The organism is Streptomyces sp. NPDC090442, from assembly GCF_044769405.1.
Lineage (GTDB): Bacteria > Actinomycetota > Actinomycetes > Streptomycetales > Streptomycetaceae > Streptomyces.
Genome location: NZ_JBIVXW010000085.1, coordinates 17,715 through 38,735, shown reverse-complemented (window position 1 = coordinate 38,735; position 21,021 = coordinate 17,715). Strand labels below are relative to the sequence as shown.

The 21,021-nt window shown below is 73.2% G+C and carries 16 protein-coding genes; 11 read left to right on the top strand and 5 right to left on the bottom strand.

All coding sequences use genetic code 11. The features are described from left to right. The first annotated feature begins 211 nt into the window (after nt 1-211). The 5 genes from ACIQU6_RS38165 to ACIQU6_RS38145 all read left to right on the top strand — a co-directional run bounded on the left by ACIQU6_RS38165 (nt 212) and on the right by ACIQU6_RS38145 (nt 6,173). Nucleotides 212-1,432, top strand: coding sequence for an NADP-dependent isocitrate dehydrogenase (locus tag ACIQU6_RS38165; RefSeq protein ID WP_403486332.1), 1,221 nt, complete (start codon nt 212-214; stop codon nt 1,430-1,432). A gap of 413 nt (nt 1,433-1,845) precedes the next feature. After that, complete coding sequence (locus ACIQU6_RS38160) at nt 1,846-2,835, top strand: malate dehydrogenase (protein WP_403486331.1); 990 nt, start codon at nt 1,846-1,848, stop codon at nt 2,833-2,835. A gap of 244 nt (nt 2,836-3,079) precedes the next feature. Continuing rightward, nucleotides 3,080-4,912, top strand: a complete 1,833-nt coding sequence (locus tag ACIQU6_RS38155; RefSeq protein WP_403486330.1) for a hypothetical protein — start codon at nt 3,080-3,082, stop codon at nt 4,910-4,912. A gap of 1 nt (nt 4,913) precedes the next feature. Further along, nucleotides 4,914-5,297, top strand: a complete 384-nt coding sequence (locus ACIQU6_RS38150; RefSeq protein ID WP_403486329.1) for a hypothetical protein — start codon at nt 4,914-4,916, stop codon at nt 5,295-5,297. Nucleotides 5,298-5,303: 6 nt separating this feature from the next. Continuing rightward, nucleotides 5,304-6,173 (top strand): hypothetical protein, encoded by an 870-nt coding sequence (locus ACIQU6_RS38145; RefSeq protein ID WP_403486328.1) that lies wholly within the window; start codon nt 5,304-5,306, stop codon nt 6,171-6,173. Nucleotides 6,174-6,213: 40 nt separating this feature from the next. Here ACIQU6_RS38145 and ACIQU6_RS38140 read toward each other — a convergent pair whose 3' ends face one another. The 3 genes from ACIQU6_RS38140 to ACIQU6_RS38130 all read right to left on the bottom strand — a co-directional run bounded on the left by ACIQU6_RS38140 (nt 6,214) and on the right by ACIQU6_RS38130 (nt 7,966). Beyond that, nucleotides 6,214-6,423, bottom strand: coding sequence for a DUF5988 family protein (locus ACIQU6_RS38140; protein ID WP_403486327.1), 210 nt, complete (start codon nt 6,421-6,423; stop codon nt 6,214-6,216). Nucleotides 6,424-6,480: 57 nt separating this feature from the next. Continuing rightward, nucleotides 6,481-7,074 (bottom strand): Uma2 family endonuclease, encoded by a 594-nt coding sequence (locus tag ACIQU6_RS38135; RefSeq protein WP_403486326.1) that lies wholly within the window; start codon nt 7,072-7,074, stop codon nt 6,481-6,483. Between the two features lie 100 nt (nt 7,075-7,174). Then, nucleotides 7,175-7,966 (bottom strand): hypothetical protein, encoded by a 792-nt coding sequence (locus ACIQU6_RS38130; RefSeq protein WP_403486325.1) that lies wholly within the window; start codon nt 7,964-7,966, stop codon nt 7,175-7,177. A gap of 292 nt (nt 7,967-8,258) precedes the next feature. On the opposite strand from ACIQU6_RS38130, the gene ACIQU6_RS38125 reads away from it, so the two are divergent. From ACIQU6_RS38125 to ACIQU6_RS38100, 6 genes are all read left to right on the top strand, one after another. Next, nucleotides 8,259-9,776, top strand: a complete 1,518-nt coding sequence (locus ACIQU6_RS38125; RefSeq protein ID WP_403486324.1) for an aldehyde dehydrogenase family protein — start codon at nt 8,259-8,261, stop codon at nt 9,774-9,776. Nucleotides 9,777-9,859: 83 nt separating this feature from the next. Continuing rightward, nucleotides 9,860-11,401 carry a GMC family oxidoreductase gene (locus ACIQU6_RS38120; RefSeq protein ID WP_403486323.1) on the top strand — a complete coding sequence of 514 codons (1,542 nt, stop codon included), beginning with the start codon at nt 9,860-9,862 and terminating at the stop codon, nt 11,399-11,401. 44 nt (nt 11,402-11,445) lie between these two features. Further along, nucleotides 11,446-12,615 carry a glycine betaine/L-proline ABC transporter ATP-binding protein gene (locus ACIQU6_RS38115; RefSeq protein WP_403486335.1) on the top strand — a complete coding sequence of 390 codons (1,170 nt, stop codon included), beginning with the start codon at nt 11,446-11,448 and terminating at the stop codon, nt 12,613-12,615. Continuing rightward, nucleotides 12,615-12,785, top strand: a complete 171-nt coding sequence (locus ACIQU6_RS38110; protein WP_403486322.1) for a hypothetical protein — start codon at nt 12,615-12,617, stop codon at nt 12,783-12,785. The genes ACIQU6_RS38115 and ACIQU6_RS38110 overlap by 1 nt, the downstream gene beginning before the upstream one ends. A 73-nt stretch (nt 12,786-12,858) precedes the next feature. Beyond that, nucleotides 12,859-14,853 (top strand): ABC transporter permease, encoded by a 1,995-nt coding sequence (locus tag ACIQU6_RS38105; protein WP_403486321.1) that lies wholly within the window; start codon nt 12,859-12,861, stop codon nt 14,851-14,853. A gap of 2 nt (nt 14,854-14,855) precedes the next feature. Continuing rightward, complete coding sequence (locus tag ACIQU6_RS38100; RefSeq protein ID WP_403486320.1) at nt 14,856-15,863, top strand: ABC transporter substrate-binding protein; 1,008 nt, start codon at nt 14,856-14,858, stop codon at nt 15,861-15,863. 124 nt (nt 15,864-15,987) lie between these two features. Here the strand turns inward: ACIQU6_RS38100 and ACIQU6_RS38095 are convergent, their stop codons facing one another. Beyond that, nucleotides 15,988-16,734, bottom strand: coding sequence for a BPL-N domain-containing protein (locus ACIQU6_RS38095; protein WP_403486319.1), 747 nt, complete (start codon nt 16,732-16,734; stop codon nt 15,988-15,990). An 11-nt stretch (nt 16,735-16,745) separates the two neighbouring features. Beyond that, the gene (locus ACIQU6_RS38090; RefSeq protein ID WP_403486318.1) at nt 16,746-20,921 is read right to left on the bottom strand and encodes a Pls/PosA family non-ribosomal peptide synthetase; all 4,176 of its coding nucleotides are present in this window, start codon (nt 20,919-20,921) and stop codon (nt 16,746-16,748) included. Nucleotides 20,922-21,021 lie beyond the last annotated feature (100 nt).

Sequence of the window (21,021 nt, the reverse complement as noted above, 5' to 3'; positions counted from 1 at the left end):
GCAATCCACACCAGGCCAGCAGGCCCTCACCCATTTCAAGGTCTTTCGACCGAGACCCCTGTCACCAACCTCCGTGGACAGAACAGCTAGGGCGCCTCTGACGGATCTCCGCGGCGCCGCGGCACGCCTCGTGCCGTAGCGCCGCGGTCCCGTGTGACGCGGGTAACTTGGCGACGTCCGGGGGGTGCCCCAACCGCGAGAGGGACGTCTCATGGCCAAGATCAAGGTTGCCCGTCCCGTCGTCGAGATCGACGGCGACGAGATGACCCGCATCATCTGGTCGTCCATCAGGGACCGGCTGGTCCTCCCGTACCTCGACGTCGAGTTGACGTACTTCGACCTCGGTATCGAGAACCGGGACGCCACCCGTGACCAGGTGACCGTCGACGCCGCGCACGCCATCCAGGAGCACGGCGTCGGGGTGAAGTGCGCCACCATCACCCCGGACGAGGCCCGGGTCGAGGAGTTCGGCCTGAAGGCGATGTACCGGTCGCCGAACGGCACCATCCGCAACATCCTCGGCGGCGTGATCTTCCGGGAGCCGATCATCATGGCGAACGTGCCCCGGCTGGTGCCCGGCTGGACCCGGCCCATCATCGTCGGCCGCCACGCCTTCGGCGACCAGTACCGCGCCACCGACCTCAAGGTCCCCGGCCCCGGCACCCTCACCCTGACCTTCGCCCCGGCGGACGGCGGGGAGCCGACCGAGCTGGAGGTGCACGACTTCCCGGGCCCCGGGGTGGCGCTCGCGATGTACAACCACGACGACTCGATCCGCGACTTCGCCCGGGCGGCGTTCCGTTACGGGCTGGACCGCAACCACCCCGTCTACCTCTCCACGAAGAACACGATCCTGAAGAAGTACGACGGCCGCTTCAAGGACCTCTTCCAGGAGGTCTTCGACACCGAGTTCCGGGCCGAGTTCGAGGCCCGCGGCCTGACCTACGAACACCGGCTGATCGACGACATGGTGGCCGCGGTCCTGAAGTCCTCCGGCGGCTACGTCTGGGCCTGCAAGAACTACGACGGCGACGTCCAGTCCGACATCGTCGCGCAGGGCTTCGGCTCGCTCGGGCTGATGACGTCGGTCCTGATGACCCCCGACGGCCGGACCATCGAGGCCGAGGCGGCGCACGGCACCGTCACCCGGCACTACCGGCAGCACCAGCAGGGCAAGGCCACCTCCACCAACCCCATCGCCTCGGTCTTCGCCTGGACCCGCGGCCTGGCACACCGCGGCGAGCTGGACGACACCCCCGAGGTGACCCGCTTCGCGCGCACCCTGGAGCGGGTCTGCGTGGAGACCGTCGAGGGCGGCCAGATGACCAAGGACCTGGCCCTGCTCATCGGCCCGGCGCAACCCTGGCTCACCACCGACCAGTTCCTGGAGGCGCTGGACGCCGGCCTCCAGAAGGCGATGGCGCCCGCCTGATCCGCGGCGGGGGCGGGGCGTTCACATCTGGCCGGGATTCGCCGTCCCCGACGGGCCGTCGGGGGAGAAGGGGGATTGCCCGGCCCGATCCCGGGCATGCGCTCCACAACCCCCCACGGGTGTGGCACAACCGCCGGCCGCCCGCGCTACCCCTCCGAGAGCGGGCGGCCGCCGCGCCCGACCGGACCGTCGGCCACCGCGCGCACGCGGGCGGCGAGGCGGTCCGGTCGGGTCCGCCCGTGACGGCCGGTGAGGTGTCCCACACCGGCCCGTCGTCTGGGCGGGACGGGGGTCCGATAGCCTGACGGCCAGGTCTCTCGATACCAAGAGACCTTGATAGATGGGCAGGGACACCCACCGCCACCCAAGGTGGTCCAGGGGCTTGCCCCCGGAATACCGCGCAGGAGATCGCCATGACCCGCACTCCCGTCAACGTCACCGTCACCGGCGCCGCCGGCCAGATCGGTTACGCCCTCCTCTTCCGCATCGCCTCCGGCCAACTGCTCGGCGCGGACGTGCCGGTCAAGCTGCGCCTCCTGGAGATCCCGCAGGGCCTCAAGGCCGCCGAGGGCACCGCGATGGAGCTGGACGACTGCGCCTTCCCGCTCCTCCAGGGCATCGAGATCACCGACGACCCGAACGTGGCCTTCGCCGGCGCCAACGTCGCGCTGCTCGTCGGCGCCCGTCCGCGCACCGCGGGCATGGAGCGCGGCGACCTGCTGGAGGCCAACGGCGGCATCTTCAAGCCGCAGGGCAAGGCCATCAACGACCACGCCGCGGACGACATCAAGGTCCTGGTCGTCGGCAACCCGGCCAACACCAACGCGCTGATCGCCCAGGCCGCCGCCCCGGACGTGCCGCGCGAGCGCTTCACCGCGATGACCCGCCTGGACCACAACCGCGCGCTGACCCAGCTCGCCAAGAAGACCGGCACCCCGGTGTCCGAGATCCGCCGCCTGACCATCTGGGGCAACCACTCGGCCACCCAGTACCCGGACATCTTCCACGCCACCGTCGCCGGCAAGAACGCCGCCGAGCAGGTCAACGACGAGGCGTGGCTGGCCGACACCTTCATCCCGACCGTCGCCAAGCGCGGCGCGGCGATCATCGAGGCCCGTGGCGCGTCCTCCGCCGCCTCGGCCGCCAACGCCGCCATCGACCACGTCCACACCTGGGTCAACGGCACCGCCGACGGCGACTGGACCTCCATGGGCATCCCCTCGGACGGCTCCTACGGCGTCCCGGAGGGCCTGATCTCCTCCTTCCCCGTCACCACCAAGGACGGCAAGTACGAGATCGTCCAGGGCCTGGAGATCAACGAGTTCTCCCGCACCCGCATCGACGCCTCCGTCAAGGAGCTGGCGGAGGAGCGCGAGGCGGTCCGCGCGCTCGGCCTCATCTGACGCCACCTCCGGCACACCGCCGCAGCACTCACGCGCCCGCACGGCCCAACGGCCGTGCGGGCGCGGTGTTTTGACGCTCCCTCGGGGCCGGAAACGCGCTGACAGCGTGCCCTCCGCTCCTCTATGCTGCGGAACCCTTCACACGTCCGGGTGAAGACGGCCGCCGGTGGAACTGGCCCGCCGCCCGGGCGCGTTGAGGCGGATACGCGCGGCGACGCGCACACGGCAGCTACGGGGGAGGCCGATGAACGGTAACGACGTGCCCGCACAGTCACCAGGGCCCGCACAGCCAGGAGATCCGGACGGGCCACCGCGGCTGGGCAAGGAGCCCCCGGCCGCCCCGCCGCCCGGCCCGCTCCCCGCCGTCCCGCCCGGTGCCAGCGAGGCCACCCGGCTGCTGTGCGCCGGGACCTACCTCGACGACGCCTACCGCGACGCCGTCATCGACGAGCTCTACGTCCACGAGGAGCGGTTCGCCGCGCCCTCCCTGGGCATCGACGCGGCCCGGGTGCTGGCCCACGCCCTGCGCGCCCGCCGGTTCGAACTGGGCTGGGCCGCGGCCGTCCTGGGCGTCTGGATCCTGGCCGTCCTGCTCTCCCAGGGGCTGGCGGTGGCCTACGCCATCCCGGTCGCCCTGATGGGCCTGGGCCGCTTCGTCCGCCGGGCCCCGGTCCCCCTGTGGCTGGCTCTGGGCCTCTCGTTCCTCTTCCGCTGGTACGGCCGGCTGACGCTGCTGACGCTCCTGGCGGTGCTCACGGCGACCGCGTTCGACGGTGGCTCCCTGGTGAGTCGGACGGGCTGGTCGGGGAGCGGCCTGCTGCCCGGCTCCTCGCCCTCCGAGTTCTCCGGCGGCGGGCTGTCCGGTGACTACGCGGGCTTGGGCGGCGGCCCGTCCGCCGCGTCCGGCGGCGGATCGGCCTTCGCGGTCTGGGCGGCGCTGGTGCTGCCGGTGCTGATCGCCGCCCTGGTCGCCCTCCAGCGCGGCCAGTTCGCCCGGGCCCTCGCCGGCGAGCTCTCCCCGCAGCGCTTCCCCGACGTGGTGGCCGACCCCGCCGAGCGGTCCGAGGGCATCCGCTTCCTGCGGCTGCGCCAGCGCATCCGCACCGAGCAGCACGGCCCGATGGTGCTCTACCGCGCCGCCGCCCCGTTCTGCGGTGCCGGCGAGCCGTTCAAACCCTGGTCGCTGTCGGTGGAGTTGGTCCCCGCGCAGGACCGGCCGACCGAACCGCTCGACAACGGCGCGATCCTGGCCCGCATCGTCCCGCTGGTCGAGGCGCTGCGCACCCCGTCGGGCCCGCCGGGCACGGCGTCGCTGGTCCGCGACCGGCTGCGCGGCCTGGAGATCGACGAGTGCGTCTTCCTGCCCGCCGACGGCCTGTTGACCCGCGCCGACGCGCCCTACGACCCCACCGGCTTCGCGGAGCACCGGGCCGCGGCCGTGGAGGAGGGCGGCGAGACCCGCCGGCACTTCCTGCGCATCCGGGTCGGCGGCTGGAACGAGGGCGTGGTCACCACCGTCTTCGTCCGGGTCCACACCCAGGGCGGCATGCTGATGCTGGAGGTCGCGCCGCACGTGCTGTGGCCGCTGCGCCAGCTCTACCAGGACGCCGACCGGATCGCCCACCGCCACCGCCACCACGACCACTTCGGCCGGGCGGTGTGGGCGCTGACCCGCGCCCCGCGCGCGTCCGGCGAGGCGGTCCTGAGCCTGCTGCGCGGCGTGCGCTCCACCTGGCGGCTGTTCACCGGAGGGCACCGCGCCGCCCTCCCGGAGGGCCCGGCCCGCTCCGTCCGCGAACTGGGCTCGGACGGCGAGGCCTCGCTCTTCCAGGACATGGACGTCGCCCGCTATCTGCGCACGATCCAGGCGCGGGTGGCGGCCGGCGTCACCACCGCGCTGCGCGAAGCCGGTTACCGCACCGAGGAGTTCGAGCAGCGGGTCGTCCACGTCGCCGACGGCGGGGTCTACGTCGAGTCCGCCCAGGGCGCCGTCGGCATCGGCGACCACAACACCGTCACCCATCACGGCGCCCCCACTTCCGCGGGCGACTCCGCTTCCCCGAAGGGCAGGTCCTGACGTGGCACCGTCCGGCGCATCCGACAAGGGCATCCACATCGAGAACGCGCAGGGCGCGATCTCCATCGGCGACCACAACACCGTCACCCACATCGGTGACAACGTCCGGGGCGCCGCGCCCGCCGTCGACCCGGCCCAGGAGGAGCTCCTCCGGGCCGTTCGCACCCTGCGCGAGGACCTCGACCGGGCCGTGCCCACCCCCGAGGTGCAGGCGCTGACGACCGAACTCGCCGACACCGAGGGGGAGATCACCGGCACCGGTGCCGCGGCCCCCGGCCGGCTGGCCCGGCTGCGCACCGCGCTGACCGACGCCAGCGCCGTGGTGGGGCTGCTGTCGTCCGGCGCCGCGGCGGTCCAGGCGGTCGGCGCCCTGCTGGGAGGCTGACCGACCGTGCCCCAAGGCCCCAAAGCGCACTGGAATCCCGACACCCAGTCCTGGGAGACCGGCCCGTCGCGCCCCACCCGGCCCTACACCGGCCCGATGCCGCCCCGCCCGGCCGCGCCCCCACCCCCGTCGCACGCCCCCGACCCGCCCACGCCCGAGTACGCGCAGGGCACCGGGTACGGGCCGGAACAGCCGAACGCCACGGGGGACGAGCCCGCGGTGGTCTCCGGCCGCCGGACCCGGGCGCTGATCGCCGCCGCGGTCGTCGCCGTCCTCGCGGCCGGTGCCGGCGGCGGCTACCTCCTGTGGGGCGGCGGCCCGGCCGCCCGGCCCGCCGCCCACCCGAAGGTCTCCGCGAGCACCGCCACGACGCGCCCCGCCGCGCCCGGTTCCGCGACGCCCACCGACGGCGCCTCGGCCTCCGCCACGGGCATCCCCAGCGGCTACCATCTCGCCCACGACGAAAAGGGGTTCAGCCTCGCCGTCCCCGACGGCTGGCAGCGCGAGGTCCGTTCCACCGGCGTCTTCTACACCTCGCCGGACACCCGCAGCCTGCTCCAGATCTTCCAGATCACCGAGCCCGGCCTCAGCCCGCAACAGGCCCTGGAACAGGCGTCGAAGGGCCTCGCCGGCAACCCCGGCTACGAGGAGATGGGCATCGAGCCCCGCCAGGGACCCCCGGGCCCCACCGGCTCCCAGCTCACCTACGCCTACGACAGCAACCGCCTCGGCCTGCGGGTGCAGGCCGTCGACTGTGCCTTCGCGGCCCCCGACGGCCGGCAGTTCGCGGTGCTGGTGCTGGGCCCGGCGTCCGACTGGCCCCGGCAGCAGGAGATCCAGCGGATCGCGCTGGACGCGTTCGACCCGGCCTCGTGAGCCGCGGCCCGGCCGCCCGGGCCGCGGCCACCGGCCGCCGCTATCCGGGGAGTTCGGTCCGCTCCCACCACTCGTAGACCGGCAGTCGTCCGTCGGCGGTGTCCCACTGCCGGGGCGTCGGCCGGAAGTGCTCGTAGCCGCCGCGGTAGGGGACCTTCAGGTCGCCCCCGTCGGGATCCACTTCCACGATCCGCTCGTTGATCCCCTCGGGACCGCCCTGGAGAACTGCCTTGGGTGCCTTGCTCGCCATGGCGGCAGTTTCTCGCGCACCACCCGGGCGTCCGGGACGGCTCGCCGGGCACGGGCGTCAGTCCCGGGGGAAAAACTCGGTCTCGATGGTCATGCCGAGGACCGTGTTGGTGAGGTCGATCGGTTCGCCGTAGGCGAGGGTGAGGTCGCGCTTGTACTCGCCGTCCTGAGGGTGGGTGAAGAGGCGGCAGCGGCCGACGTAGGGATCGACGATGAGGTAGACGGGTACTTCGGCGTCGGCGTACGCGTGCTTCTTGGGGCCGTAGTCGTTCATCCCGGTCCCCTTGGAGATGACCTCAGCAATGAACTCGACGTCCTGGTAAGGCCAGCGGCCGTTCACCTTTTCGGCTTTGTCGGCGAGTTTGCTGATATCGGGGCAGAAGCCGTTTTGGTGGCCGGGGAAGTCGATCCGAACGTCCGACTTCACCAGAGCTTGCCGGCCGAAGTGCTGTCGGAGCGCCGTCGCGACCTCGAATACGGTGTCCCAGCGGGCGTCCCGCTGCGGCGTCATGTAAACGGTCCCCTCGACGATCTCGACCTTGTATCCCTCGGGGACGGGCATCTGCTCCAAGCGGTCGAACAACGCGTTCAACGTCCACTCACCGGGCTCGGCCATCTCGATCCTGTCAGTCTGCTCAAGGCTGATGGTCACCGTGCCGCTCCTCCCCCGCTCCGCCGCGGGGTACGGGGGAGCCGCACGGTTCAACGATACGTGTGTGCGAACGACACGGCATGAAGGAGGAGTTGGGACGTCAGACGCTGTGCTCCCCGCCGCCCTCCAGGACGGAGATGTCGGCCGTCTTGGCCGGGTCGGGGGTGTGCGAGGGGACCGGCCGGTCGTAGTTGCTGAGCAGCACGGTGCCGGTCTCGCCGTCGACCTCGGTGGTGAGCTTCCTCGGGTAGTGGGTGCCCTCGATGGCGACGTAGACGGTCTGGGTGGCGTCCTTGGTCTTCTTGGCGACGGGCAGGACGCGGGTGCCCTCCTGGGTGGTGGGGCGGCCCTTGGTGAGGGTGACGGAGGGGGTCGACGGGGCCTGTGGGTCGGCGGGCTGCGGGGCCACCGACTTCTGGAAGGCGGTGAGGTCGCAGGCGGTGGCGAGGCCCTTGAGGAAGTCGTCGTCGGTGGTGCCGTGCAGGTAGCGGTCCTGGTAGGTGCGGGCCGCGGTGGTGCCCTCGTCGCCGGGGAGCTGGCTCTTCCAGAAGGCGGCGTCGGGCTTGAGCCAGACGTCCTTGCCGCGCTTGATCAGGTCGACCCGGCCGAGTGGGCCCTTGCTGATGTTGCCGGCGCAGTTCCCGGCCCGGTCGAGGGTGAGGTCCAGCTTGGTGGCGTCGGCGCTGGACTCGGTGCGCAGCCGTAGCGACTTCGCGCCGAGCAGGGCGTGCAGGGCGTCGTCGGAGACCTGCTGGGCGGACTCGTGGGCGAGGTCGCCCTCGTCGCCCGAGCCGTCGGCCGGGGCCGCGGGGCCGGCGGCGCACACGGCGGCCACGGTCGCGGCGGCCGCTCCGCAGGTCAAAGCGGTGAAGGTGCGGCATTTACGGGGCATATCGGCACCTTTCATCGGGAAAGGCGCTCCCAGGGGACCGCTGTGGGCCGTCCGGAAGGCTCCTTGGCGGGCATACGGCTATTCAGGGTACTTTCCGGTCTATTCGGGCGCATGCGGAGAAGTCCGGCGGCTTCGGGTGACTCGGGTCACTTTCGATGAATGTTTGGGCATAGGAACGCGGGTTTGGGTTAGGGGTCCCCGTTGCTGGCGGGCCAGAGGTTGAACCAGTGCACGCACCGCGTAGCCGGGTCCGCCGGCCGCGCAGATCGAAAACGGAAGGCAGAAGGACGTCGTGTCGGCAACTGAGACAAGCGAGACCATTCACGTAGCTGGCGAGTGGCGGGCGGCCGCCGCAGGCGCCACGCGGGAGGTCCTGGACCCCGCCGACGCGACGACGCTCCAGGTGGTCGCCGAGGGCGGCGCCGAGGACGTGGACGCGGCCGTCGCGGCGGCCAAGGCGGCCTTCGCCGGCGGCACCGGGGAGTGGCCCCGCACCCCCGTGGCCGAGCGGGCGGCGCTGCTGCGCCGGGTCGCCGACCTGCTCCAGCGCGACCGCGAGCAGATCGGCCTGATCGAGAGCCGGGACACCGGCAAGACCCTGGAGGAGGGCCGGGTCGACGTCGACTGCGTGACCGACGCCTTCCGGTACTTCGCCGACCAGGTCGTGGGCGAGAGCGCCGGCCGGGTCGTGGACGCCGGCTCCGCGGACATCCACAGCATCGTGGTGCACGAGCCGGTCGGCGTCTGCGCGATGATCACCCCGTGGAACTACCCGCTGCTCCAGGCGAGTTGGAAGATCGCCCCGGCGCTGGCGGCCGGCAACACCTTCGTCATCAAGCCGAGTGAGGTCACCCCGCTGTCGACGGTGTACCTGATCCGGCTGCTGGTCGAGGCGGGCCTGCCGGTTGGCGTCGCCAACATCGTCACCGGTGCCGGTCTCCCGGTCGGCCAGCGGCTGGCGGACCACCCGGACGTGGACCTGTTCTCGTTCACCGGTGGCCTGGCCAGCGGGACGAAGGCGGGCGCGGCGGCGGTCGCCGGCGCCAAGAAGATCGCGCTGGAGCTCGGCGGCAAGAACCCCAACGTGGTGTTCGCCGACGCCTGCGCGACCGACGAGGGCTTCGACACCGCCGTCGACCAGGCGCTGAACGCGGCCTTCATCCACAGCGGTCAGGTCTGCTCGGCCGGCGCCCGGCTGATCATCGAGGAGTCGGTCCGCGACCGCTTCGTCGCCGAACTCGCCCGCCGCGCCGAGAAGATCAGTCTCGGCCGCGGGACCGAGGAGGGCGTCGAGTGCGGCCCGCTCGTCTCCCAGCAGCAGCTCGACAAGGTCGAGGCGTATGTCGCCTCCGCGCTGGCCGAGGGCGCCAAGCTGCGCTGCGGCGGTGCCCGCCCGGAGCCCAGCGACGTCCGGCCGGCCGGCGGCTACTTCTACCAGCCCACCGTGCTGGACGGCTGCCACCGCGAGATGAAGGTCGTGCGTGAGGAGACCTTCGGGCCGATCCTCACCGTCGAGACCTTCAGCACCGAGGACGAGGCCATCGCGCTCGCCAACGACACCGAGTACGGGCTGGCCGGGGCGGTCTTCTCGGCCGACACGGCCCGCGCGCGCCGGGTCGCCGCGCGGCTGCGGCACGGCACCGTGTGGATCAACGACTTCCACCCCTACCTGCCGCAGGCCGAATGGGGCGGTTTCGGGAAGTCCGGCATCGGGCGCGAGCTCGGCCCGACCGGACTCGACGAGTACCGGGAGAGCAAGCACATCTACGAGAACCTGCGCCCCGAGCCGGTCCGTTGGTTCGCCGGCTGACCCGTACGCCCTGACCCCTCCCGGCCCGGGGCCGCTCAACACCCCGGGCCCCGCGCGCACTTCGCAGTAAGGAGCACCTCCCCATGCCCGTGTACGACTACGTCGTCGTCGGCGGAGGAACCGCCGGTTCCGTCATCGCCTCGCGCCTCGTCGAGGACCCGAACACCACCGTCGCGGTGATCGAGGGCGGCCCCTCCGACATCGACCGCGAGGACGTGCTGACGCTGCGCAAGTGGCTCGGCCTGCTCGGCGGCGACCTGGACTACGAGTACACGACCACCGAGCAGCCCCGCGGCAACTCGCACATCCTGCACAGCCGCGCCAAGGTCCTCGGCGGCTGCTCGTCGCACAACACCCTGATCTCCTTCAAGCCGCTGCCGTCCGACTGGGACGAGTGGGAGGCGGCCGGCGCCACCGGCTGGGGCGCCGAGGCCATGGACCCCTACTTCGGCAAGCTGCGCAACAACATCGTGCGGGTGGCCAAGAAGGACCAGAACCAGATCGCCACCGACTGGATCGAAGCCACCAAGAGCGCCCTGGGCGTCCCCGAGGTCGTCGGCTTCAACGACCAGCCCTTCGACGAGGGCGTCGGCTTCTTCGACCTCTCCTACCACCCGGAGAACAACAAGCGGTCCTCCGCCTCCGTCGCCTACCTCCACCCGCACATGGAGGCCGGCGACCGCCCCAACCTCACGCTGATGCTGGAGACCTGGGCGACGAAGCTGGAGCTCGACGGCACCCGCGCCAAGGGTGTCCACGTCCGTACCAAGGACGGCGAGGAGGTCTACGTCGAGGCCGCCCGCGAGGTGCTGGTGTGCGCCGGTGCGGTGGACACCCCGCGGCTGCTGATGCACTCCGGCATCGGGCCGCGGAAGGACCTGGAGGCGCTGGGCATGGAGTGCGTGCTCGACCTGCCGGGCGTCGGTGAGAACCTGATCGACCACCCCGAGTCGGTCATCGTCTGGGAGACCAACGGGCCGCTCCCCGACAACTCGGCGATGGACTCGGACGCCGGTCTGTTCATCAAGCGGGACCCGGACCACAAGGGCCCGGACCTGATGTTCCACTTCTACCAGATCCCGTTCACGGACAATCCGGAGCGGCTGGGCTACGAGCGCCCCGAGCACGGCGTCTCGATGACCCCGAACATCCCCAAGTCCCGCGCCCGCGGCCGGCTCTACCTGACCTCCGCCGACCCCGAGGTCAAGCCCGCGCTGGACTTCAAGTACTTCGAGGACGAGGGCGACTACGACGGTCGGACCCTCGTCGACGGCATCAAGCTGGCCCGTAAGGTCGCCGAGGCCGAGCCGTTCAGGAAGTGGCTCAAGCGCGAGGTCTTCCCCGGCCCCGAGGTCACCGACGACGCCGAGATCAGCGAGCTGGTCCGCAAGGCCGCGCACACCGTCTACCACCCCGCCGGCACCTGCAAGATGGGCGCCGAGGACGACGCGCTCGCGGTGGTCGACCCGGAGCTGAAGATCCGCGGCCTGTCCGGCATCCGGATCGCCGACGCCTCCGTCTTCCCGACCATGCCCGCGGTGAACCCGATGCTGGGCGTGCTGATGGTGGGGGAGAAGTGCGCCGAACTGCTCCGCGAGACCCCGGCTCAGGGGGGTGACGCGTGATGGCCAGCGCGCCCGCCGATACCGCCGCCGAGAAGAACGGCGAGATGAGCGCCGACAAGGCCGCTGACAAGACCGTCGAGAAGACCCCCGAGAGCGGCGCCGAGGTCACCACCGCCGCCGAACCCCGTGCCGGGGACGCCGGTTCGGCCGTCGACGAGCGGCCCGCGGTGTTCTCCGTCCGCAACCTGTGGAAGGTCTTCGGCCCCAAGGCGGAGCGGATCCCCGAGGACGCCTCGCTGACCGGGCTGAGCGCCCAGGAGCTGCGCGAGCGGACCGGCTGCACCGCCGCCGTCCGCGACGTCTCCTTCGACGTCCGCAAGGGCGAGGCGTTCGTGGTCATGGGGCTCTCCGGCTCCGGCAAGTCCACCCTCGTGCGCTGCCTGACCCGGCTGATCGAGCCGACCGGCGGCACCCTGGAGATGGACGGCGAGGACGTCCGCGCCATGGACCGCACCGCGCTGCGCGAACTGCGCCGCCGCCGGGCCGCCATGGTCTTCCAGCACTTCGGTCTGCTGCCGCACCGCACGGTCCTGGACAACGTCGCCTACGGCCTGGAGATCCAGGGCATGGGCAAGGCCGAACGCCGCGAGCGGGCCGCCGAGATGGTGCAGAAGGTCGGCCTGGCCGGCCTGGAGAAGCGCCGTCCCGGGCAGCTCTCCGGCGGTCAGCAGCAGCGCGTCGGGCTGGCCCGCGCGCTCGCCGTGGACCCCGAAGTCCTGCTGTTCGACGAGCCGTTCAGCGCCCTGGACCCGCTCATCCGGCGCGACATGCAGGAGGAGGTCGTCCGCCTGCACGTCGAGGAGGGGCGGACGATGGTGTTCATCACCCACGACCTCGCCGAGGCGCTGCGGATCGGCGACCGGATCGCCCTGATGCGGGACGGCGAGATCGTCCAGCTCGGCACCCCCGAGGAGATCGTCGGCTCGCCGGCCGACGACTACGTCCGCGACTTCGTCCGGGACGTGCCGCGCGAGCAGGTGCTGACCGTGCGCCGCGCGATGCGTCCCGCCGAGGCCGGCGAGGCCGCGGAGGGCCCCGCGCTCACCCCCGACACCCTGATCTGCGACGCCATCGAGGCGGTCGCCCGCACCGGCGGCCCCGTCCGGATCGTCGACGACGGCCGCTGCCTGGGCATCGTCGACAGCGCCTGCCTGCTGAACGTGGTGGCCCGGAACTCGGCGTCGTACGACGAGCCGGGGGAGGTGGCCGCCTGATGTACGCCGCCGCCCCCCACCGCGGCGCCGTCCGCGCCGTCATACCCCGCGCGCCCGCGGCCGGCCCCCGGGCCCGGCTGCGCGCCGTCCTGCTCCGCCAGTGGCGCCACGCCCAGCGCGCCGCCGCGATGAACGTGCCGGCCGGCACGGTGAAGCGGGGTCGGGCATGAGCGAGCGCAGCGAGCGAATAATCGGAAGGTGCCTGCCGTGCGCATGCGGGGCCTCGCGAAGCGAGGTATCGGCATGAGCACCGCCGCACCCCCCACTGCCGGCGGCCTGGGCGTCGTCGGCAAACTCGGGCCCCTCCAGGGCCTGTTGCGCCGCCGTGGTCTCGCCAAGATCCTGCTGCTCGCCGTCGCCGCCGCGGTGCTGATCCCCCTCATCGAGGCCAAGTGGCCGGGCGCCGCCTGGCCCAGCGCGCTGACCGTCGACGTCTCCGGACCGCTCGACCACGCCAGCAACTGGATCGTCGACAACCGCGACAGCAACTGGCTGTTCGTCTACGTCCTCGGTCACCTCAGCAACGCCGTGGTGCTCTCCGTCCGCGCCGTCTACCTGGTGCTGCTGGCCCTCGGCTGGACCGGTGTGACGGCCGGCGTGACGCTGCTGGCCTGGCGCGTCGCCGGCCTCCGGATCGCCGCCGTCGCCCTGGTGTCCTTCCTGGTCAGCGGGGTGCTCGGGATGTGGGTCCCGACCATGCAGACGCTGGCCCTGATGATCGTGGCGGTGCTCGCCTCGGTCGTGGTCGGCGCCCTGCTCGGCCTGGCCGCCGGCCTCTCGCCGCGGCTGTTCAAGGTCCTGCGTCCGGTCCTGGACACCATGCAGGTGCTGCCGGCCTTCGCGTACCTGCTGCCGGTCGTCATGATCTTCGGCATCGGCGTGCCGGCCGCGCTGCTGGCCACCGTGGTCTACGCGGCGCCGCCGATGGCCCGGCTCACCGCGCTCGGCCTGCGCGGCGCCGACGCCGGCGTGCTGGAGGCGGTCTCCTCGCTCGGCGCCACCGGGCGCCAGCGCCTGCTGACCGCCCGGCTGCCGCTGGCCCGCAAGGAGCTCCTGCTCGGCCTCAACCAGACGATCATGATGGCGCTGTCCATGGCCGTGATCGCCTCGATGATCGGCGCCGCCGGCCTCGGTGACCGCGTCTACCAGGCGCTCGCCTCCGTCGACGTCGGCACCGCGCTCGCCGCCGCCATCCCGATCGTGCTGCTGGCCATCGTCATGGACCGCACCACCGCCGCGGCCGGCGAGAGGCTGGGCACGAACCCGTCCGCCGTCCGCCACCGGCTGCTGACCGGCTGGCCCGCCTGGGTCGGGGTCGCCGCGCTCACCGCGGTGTTCGCGCTCGTCGGCCGGCTGGCCGGCGGAGGGATCTGGCCCTCCGGCGCGACGCTCGCCATCGCCCGCCCGGTCAACGACGCCAAGGAGTGGATGGTCAACCACCTCTACTCCGGAGTCCCGGTCGTCGGCGGCACCGCCGACTGGGCCGCGCACTTCACCAACTGGGTGCTCAACCCGCTGCGCGACGGCCTGACCGCCCTGCCCTGGTACGGCGTGCTGCTCGTCGTCGCCGCGCTGGCCTGGCTCATCGGCACCTGGCGCACCGCGCTCACCGCCGTCCTGGCCATGGCCGTCATCGGCGTGCTGGGCGTGTGGGGCCCGGCCATGGACACCCTCTCCCAGGTCATCGCCGCCCTGGTGGTGACCCTGGTGCTCGGCGTCGGCATCGGCGTGCTGGCCTCCGGCAGCAAGCGCTTCGAGGCGTTCCTGCGGCCGATCCTGGACGTCATGCAGACCATGCCGCAGTTCGTCTACCTGATCCCGGTCGTCGCGCTGTTCGCGGTGGGCCGCGCCCCGGCCGTCGCCGCGGCCGTGGTCTACGCCCTGCCGGCGGTCATCCGGATCACCACCCAGGGTCTGCGCCAGGTGAACCCCGGCGCGATGGAGTCCGCCAGTTCGCTGGGCGCCACCCGCTGGCAGACCCTCCGCCAGGTCCAACTGCCCCTGGCCCGGCCCGCGTTGCTGCTGGCCGTCAATCAGGGCGTGGTCCTCGTCCTCGCCGTCGTCATCATCGGCGGCCTGGTCGGCAGCGGTGCGCTCGGCTACTCCGTGGTCACCGGCCTGGCCCGCGGCGACCTCGCCCTCGGCCTGGTCTCGGGCATCGCCATCGTCTGCCTGGGCCTGATGCTGGACCGGGTCACCCAGCCCACGGAACGGCGCACGACCGGGAAGGGAGCCTGACCATGCCCCGCACCTCGAAGCGCACCCGGACCCTGGTCAGGGCGCTCGCCGCCACGGCCGCGACCGGCGCGCTGGTCGCCTCCCTGTCCTCGTGCGGCAAGGCCGACATGACCAAGCAGGCGTCGCCGTTCGCGGCCGCCGCGGGGTCCAAGTCGGTCACCCTCTCCGTCCAGACCTGGGTCGGTGCCCAGGCCAACGTGGCGGTGGCGAAGTACCTGCTCGAACACGAGCTGGACTACCACGTCGACACCGTCCAGGTGGACGAGATCCCCGCCTGGGACGCGCTCAGCCAGGGCCGCGTCGACGCCATCCTGGAGGACTGGGGCCACCCCGACCAGGAGAAGCGCTACGTCCAGGACAAGAAGACGATCACGGCGGGCGGCCCCAACGGCGTCACCGGCCACATCGGTTGGTGGGTGCCCAAGTACTGGGCCGACGCCCACCCCGACGTCACCGACTGGAAGAACCTCAACAAGTACGCCAGCCAACTCCGCACCTCGGAGAGCGGCAACAAGGGCCAGTTGATGGACGGTTCGCCGTCCTACGTCACCAACGACAAGGCCCTGGTGAAGAACCTCAAGCTGAACTACCAGATCGTCTTCGCGGGCTCCGAGGCCGCGCAGATCACCCAGATCCAGCAGTTCGCCAAGCAGAAGAAGCCGTTCCTCACCTACTGGTACGAGCCGCAGTGGCTCTTCAACCAGGTGCCGATGGTGGAGGTCAAGCTCCCGAAGTACACCGACGCCTGTGCGGCCAAGGGTGCCAAGGACCCGGACTCCATCGACTGCGCCTACCCCACCACCTCCCTCCAGAAGTACTTCAACACCGACTTCGCCAAGGGCAACAGCACCGCCGCGCAGTTCCTGAAGAACTTCCGCTGGGACAAGAAGGACCAGAACGAGGTCTCCGAACTCATCGCCTCCAAGGGCCTGTCCGCCGACGAGGCGGGCAAGCAGTGGGTCCAGGAACACCCGGACGTCTGGAAGCAGTGGCTGCCGAAGAAGAAGTAACCACCGCACCGCCGCCGCGACGACGGCAGCGCCGGACGCCGCGGCCGTGACGCCGCGCACCGCCTCGGGCGGGCCCGTTGAACAACGGGCCCGCCCGAGGCGCGTGGTGGGCGCAGGCCCCGGCTCACTCCGCCAGGAGTTCGTTGACCAGGTCGACCGCGAGGTCGTGGGTGTGGTGGAGGGGGAGGTTCTCGTCGAGGAACCAGTCGTCGGTGGCCTCGGGGTGGGGGCCGACGACGGCGACCCGGCCGGTGCCGCAGGGGGCGACGACGGCGGCCACGGTGCCGTTGGGGTAGGTGGCCAGGACGGTGGCGTCGGCGCCCGGGTCGAGGAGGAAGTGCGGGCCGTCCTGGAAGAAGACGGTGCGGGGTTGGCCGCGCCACCGGGTCTCGACGACGGTGTCGCGGTCGTGGGTGACGGTGGCGCCCGGCGTGACGATGTACTGGTCGGTGTCGCCGGGGAGCAGGTCGAAGCCCGGGTCGTCGCCGGCGAGGTAGCCGCCGAGGCAGAAGCCCAGGTAGCGGCCGCCGCCCTGGACGTAGTCGCGGATCTCGTCGGCGTGCTTGTGCATGCGGCGGTAGGCGGGGGCCAACGAGCCGCCGCCGGGCTGGGCGTAGAGGTGGGCGTGGGCCAGGGACGCGGCGGAGAGCGGGATGTCCTCGTGCGGGCCGGTGTAGCGGACGTCGAGGTCCCAGGGGCCGGCGGCCAGCAGCTCGGCGACCGCCTCGGAACAGCCGGCGGGGCGGGCGGCCGGGCCGCGGTAGACCAGCGCGAGGGGGCGGTCGCCGGGGGCGGGCAGCGGGGTCTCGGGGGTGCCGTGGGCGGCGAGGGTGCGGCGCAGGGAGGAGAGGAAGCGGGCGGGAGGGGACATGGCGTTCACCGTCAGGGGCTGGTGGGGTGTGAGGTGTGGGCGGGAGGGGAGTGGTCGGCCGTGCGGACCGCCAGCCCCTGGGCGGGGACGCCGCGCCAGGCCGTGCCGGGGGTGAGGTACTCGCCCTTCATGACCAGGGAGAGGGCGTCGAGCCAGACGCCCTCTCCCACAACGCCGTCGTAGAGCACGATCGCACGGCTCCCCACGGTGGCGCCCGCCCGGACGGTCACTTTTGACATCTTCATGACCCGGTCCTCGAACAGGTGGGTCTGCAGGCTCACGCCCGGGCCGACCGCCGCGTCGTCGCCGATGTCGACCAGGTCGAACTCGGTGAGGAAGGTGGTGCCCAGCCACGTCCGGCGGCCGATCCGGGCGCCGAAGAGGCGGAGGGCGGGCGGGAGGAACGGGGTGCCGGCGAGGGCGGCCAGGCCGGCGGGGACGGCGGCCGCCTCGTAGAGGCCGGTGACGAACTCGGTGCGGCGGACGAACCAGCTCCACAGCGGCTCGACGCGGGGCCGGTAGCGGCCGACGACGAGGAACTTGAGCGCCGCGCAGGCGACGATGACGGCCAGGGCGGCGGACATCAGCAGGAGCGGGGCCAGCAGCAACGGGACGGCCGGGTGCGAGTCGTGGGCGGCGCCGGAGAGGGCGAGGAGGAAGAGGAAGGTGGCGGTGCCGACGAGGGTCGCCGGCACGGTGGTGCGGAAGTACTCGACGGCCAGGCGGCGGCGGACCGCCCGGCGGGTGGGCCGGAAGGTCAGCTCCTCCGGGTAGTCGCCGCTGCTCTGGCGCCGCGGGAGATGGATGGCGGGCGAGCCCAACCAGGAGGTGTCGGGCGGCACTTCGTCGTCGGGCGGGACGGTGCCGACGCCGATCAGCGAGCCCGGCCCGGTCCGGGTGCCGGCCGGCAGGTACGCGGCGTTGCCGACGAACGCGCGGCGGCCGACCTCGGTGCGCCGGCAGTCCACCCGGCCGCCGGCGAACGCGGCGCCGCCGACCCCGGCCATGTCCGCGACGAACGAGCCCTCGCCGAGCGCCAACAGGTCCGGGTCGAGGTGGGCGGCGGTGGAGACCTCGGCGCCGCGGCCGATCCGGGCGCCCAGCAGCCGCAGCCAGGGGGCCGTGTAGAGGGTGGCGTAGAGGGAGTTGGTGAGGGCCAGGCTGGACTCCAGCAGCTTGTCGGAGAACCACTTGCGGACGCCGAGCGCGGAGCGGACCGGGTGGGTGCCGACCGGGGTGCGGGCCAGCACCACCCGCTTGGCCAGCGCGATCGCGGCGCAGACGGCGAGGACGTAGAGCGGGGCGGCGACGACCAGGGTGGCGGCGAGGGCGGGCCCGCTGCCCCAGGCCAGCCAGCAGCACCACACCAGCGCGGTGCCCGGCGCCACGACGGCCAACGGGAGGGCCTCCAGGAAGGCGGTCCCCAGCAGCGCGGCGGCGGCGTGCCGGGGCCGGCCGGGCTCGGTGGTGCCGCCGGCCCGCAGCATCTCCTCGACCCTCGGGGCCAGCGCCGGCACCGGGGACGGCGGCGAGCCGGCCCAGCGGGCGCCGGGCGGCACCGTCTCGCCCTGCCCGAGCACCGACTGCTCGCCGAGCCCGGAACCCGCCGCCATCCGGGCGCCCGGCTCCAGCACGGCATGCGCCCCGACGTAGGCGCGCGGGCCGATGTCGATCGGGGCGACGGTGACCCAGCCGTCCGCCACCCGCCAGGCGCGCAGCGTCACGCCGTAGCCGACCGAGGCGTCCGCGCCGATCCGGACCAGCGACGGCAGCGGGACCACGCCGGTGGCGATCGTCGTCCGCGGCCCGATCCGGGCGCCCAGCAGCCGCAGGTAACGGCCCATCAGCGGGGAGCCGCTGAGCACCGGCAGTGGGCCGAGGCTCAGCAGCAGGCCGAGCGCCCACAGGCGCAGGTAGGTCCCGCCCCACAACGGGTAGCGGCCCGGCCGGATGCCGGCCGCCAACGGGCGGGCCAGCGCCACCGGCAGCAGCCAGCGGACCCCGAAGTAGCCGACCAGCACGGCCAGTACGGGCCGCACCGGGACCGGCGCCCGGTCGGTGAACTCCCCGCCCTGCCGGCTGAAGACGACCGCGAGGGGGAGGACCATGAGGAAGAGCAGGAGGTAGAGCGCGCCGGCCTGGACCAGGCCGGCGGCGGCGATCCGGGCGCCACGGTGCCCCAGCGGGCGGGGGCGGACGGGCGGCGAACCGGCCGCGGTGCCGGGGGCGTTGGCGGCGCCCGCGCGCTCGTCGCCGGCCCGGTCGCGGTCGCCCGGCCCGGCCTCGTCGTACGACCGGCCGCCGTCCGCGGCCCCGGCGGCCGTCGCCGGGGTGCTCAACGCGTCCAGGTGGGCCGCCAGGCCGCGCACCGTCGGGTGGGCGTAGACGTCGCGCAGCGCGACGCCGGTGTCGCCCCCGATGCCGCGGGTGCGCAGCAGCGAGACGACCTGGGCGGCGAGCAGCGAGTGCCCGCCGAGGTCCCCGAAGAAGTCCGCCTCGGTGGAGAGCGCGTCCGGGCCCATGCCGAACGCCTCGGCCCACACGTCCCGCACCCGGGCCTCCAAGTCGCCCCGCGGGGCCACCACTTGGCCGACCACGCCGAGCCGCCGACCGGTCGGCGCGGGCAGCGCCCTGCGGTCCACCTTGCCGCTCGGCAGGGCCGGCAGGTGGGGGAGGACGTCCAGGAACGGCGGCACCATGTAGGCCGGGAGCCGGCTGCGCAGCCGCCGGTGCAGCCGGGCCGCCAGGGCGTCCCCGTCCGCCGTCCCGGCACCGCCGGCGTGGCCCGGCGCCAGCACCACGTACGCGGACAACTCCCGGTCCCCGCCCACGCCGTCCCGCCGTTCCGACGTCACCAGCGCGGTCGCCGCCTCGGCCACCGCGGGCTCCTCCAGCAGGACGTTGTCGATCTCGCCGAGGTCGACCCGGTAGCCACGGATCTTCACCTCGTCGTCGGCCCGCCCCAGGAACTCGATCTCCCCGTCCGGGGTGCGCCGGCCGAGGTCGCCGGTGCGGTAGAGCCGGCCGCCGGCGGGCGCCAACGGGTGCGCGACGAACCGCTCCGCGGTCAGTTCCGGGCGCCCCACATAGCCGCGGGCGACGCCGGGGCCGCCCACGCAGATCTCGCCGACCGCCCCGTTGGGCACGGGGCGCAGCCGGTCGTCGAGGAGCGCCACCGCGTAGCCGGGCAGCGGCCGGCCGATGGTGACCGGGCGCCCCGGCCGCAGCTCGGCGACGGTGGCGGTGACGGTGGTCTCCGTCGGCCCGTAGGTGTTGAGGATCCGGCGCCCCGGCCGGCTCCAGCGCGTCACGAGCTGGGCCGGGCAGGGCTCCCCGCCCACCACGAGGGTGCGGACCCGCGGCAGCTCCCGGGGGATCGTCGCCAGCAGCGTCGGCACGCAGTAGAAGACCGTGATGCCCAACTCCTCCAGAGAGTCGGCCAGTTCGGTGCCGAGCCGCCCCGAGCCGGCGCCGGCCGGGCCCGCGACCAGGGTCGCGCCGACCGTCCAGGTGGGCCAGATCTCCTCGATGGAGAAGTCGAAGGAGAGGGTCATGCCCTGGTAGACCCGGTCGTCCGGCCGTACGCCGTAGGCGTCCGGTACGACGGCGAGGAAGGCGCAGATGCTGGAGTGCGCGATGGCCACGCCCTTGGGCCGGCCGCTGGAGCCGGAGGTGTACATGATGTAGGCGAGCGGGTCGTCGGGGGCGTCCGCCAGGTCCGCGGCCGGCGCCGGTGCGCACGGCGCCGGCACCGGCCGGGTGTCCGGCGCCGCGGCCAGCTCCCCGGCCAGCGCGTCGAGTGTGAGCACCGGCGCGCGCATTCCGGTCAGCTCCGACGCCAACCCCGGGACGGTCAGGACCGCGTCCACCCCGGCGTCCGACGCGATGAAGGCGACCCGGTCCGCGGGCGCCGCCGGGTCGATCGGCACGAACGCCGCGTCCGCCTTGCCCACGGCCAGCAGCGCGGCGTACATCCCCACCGACCGCGGCACCAGGACCGCGACCCGGGAGCCGGCGCCGACGCCCCGCGCGCGCAGGAGGTGGGCGAGCCGGTTGGCGCGGGCGTCGAGCGCGGCGTAGGTCAGGGCGTGCCGCCCGCACTCCAGCGCCGTCGCCCACGGCGCGCGGTCACAGGTCGATTCGAAGAGGCGGTGCAGCCGCGCCGAGCCCCGCCTGCACGGTGCCATGTCTCCATCGCATCGCTGATCACCCGTGATCGCATGTCCGGTCCGGGCTCCGGGCCGGCGCGACCAAGGTGACCTGCGTGTTCGCCGGGGAGCTGGGTCG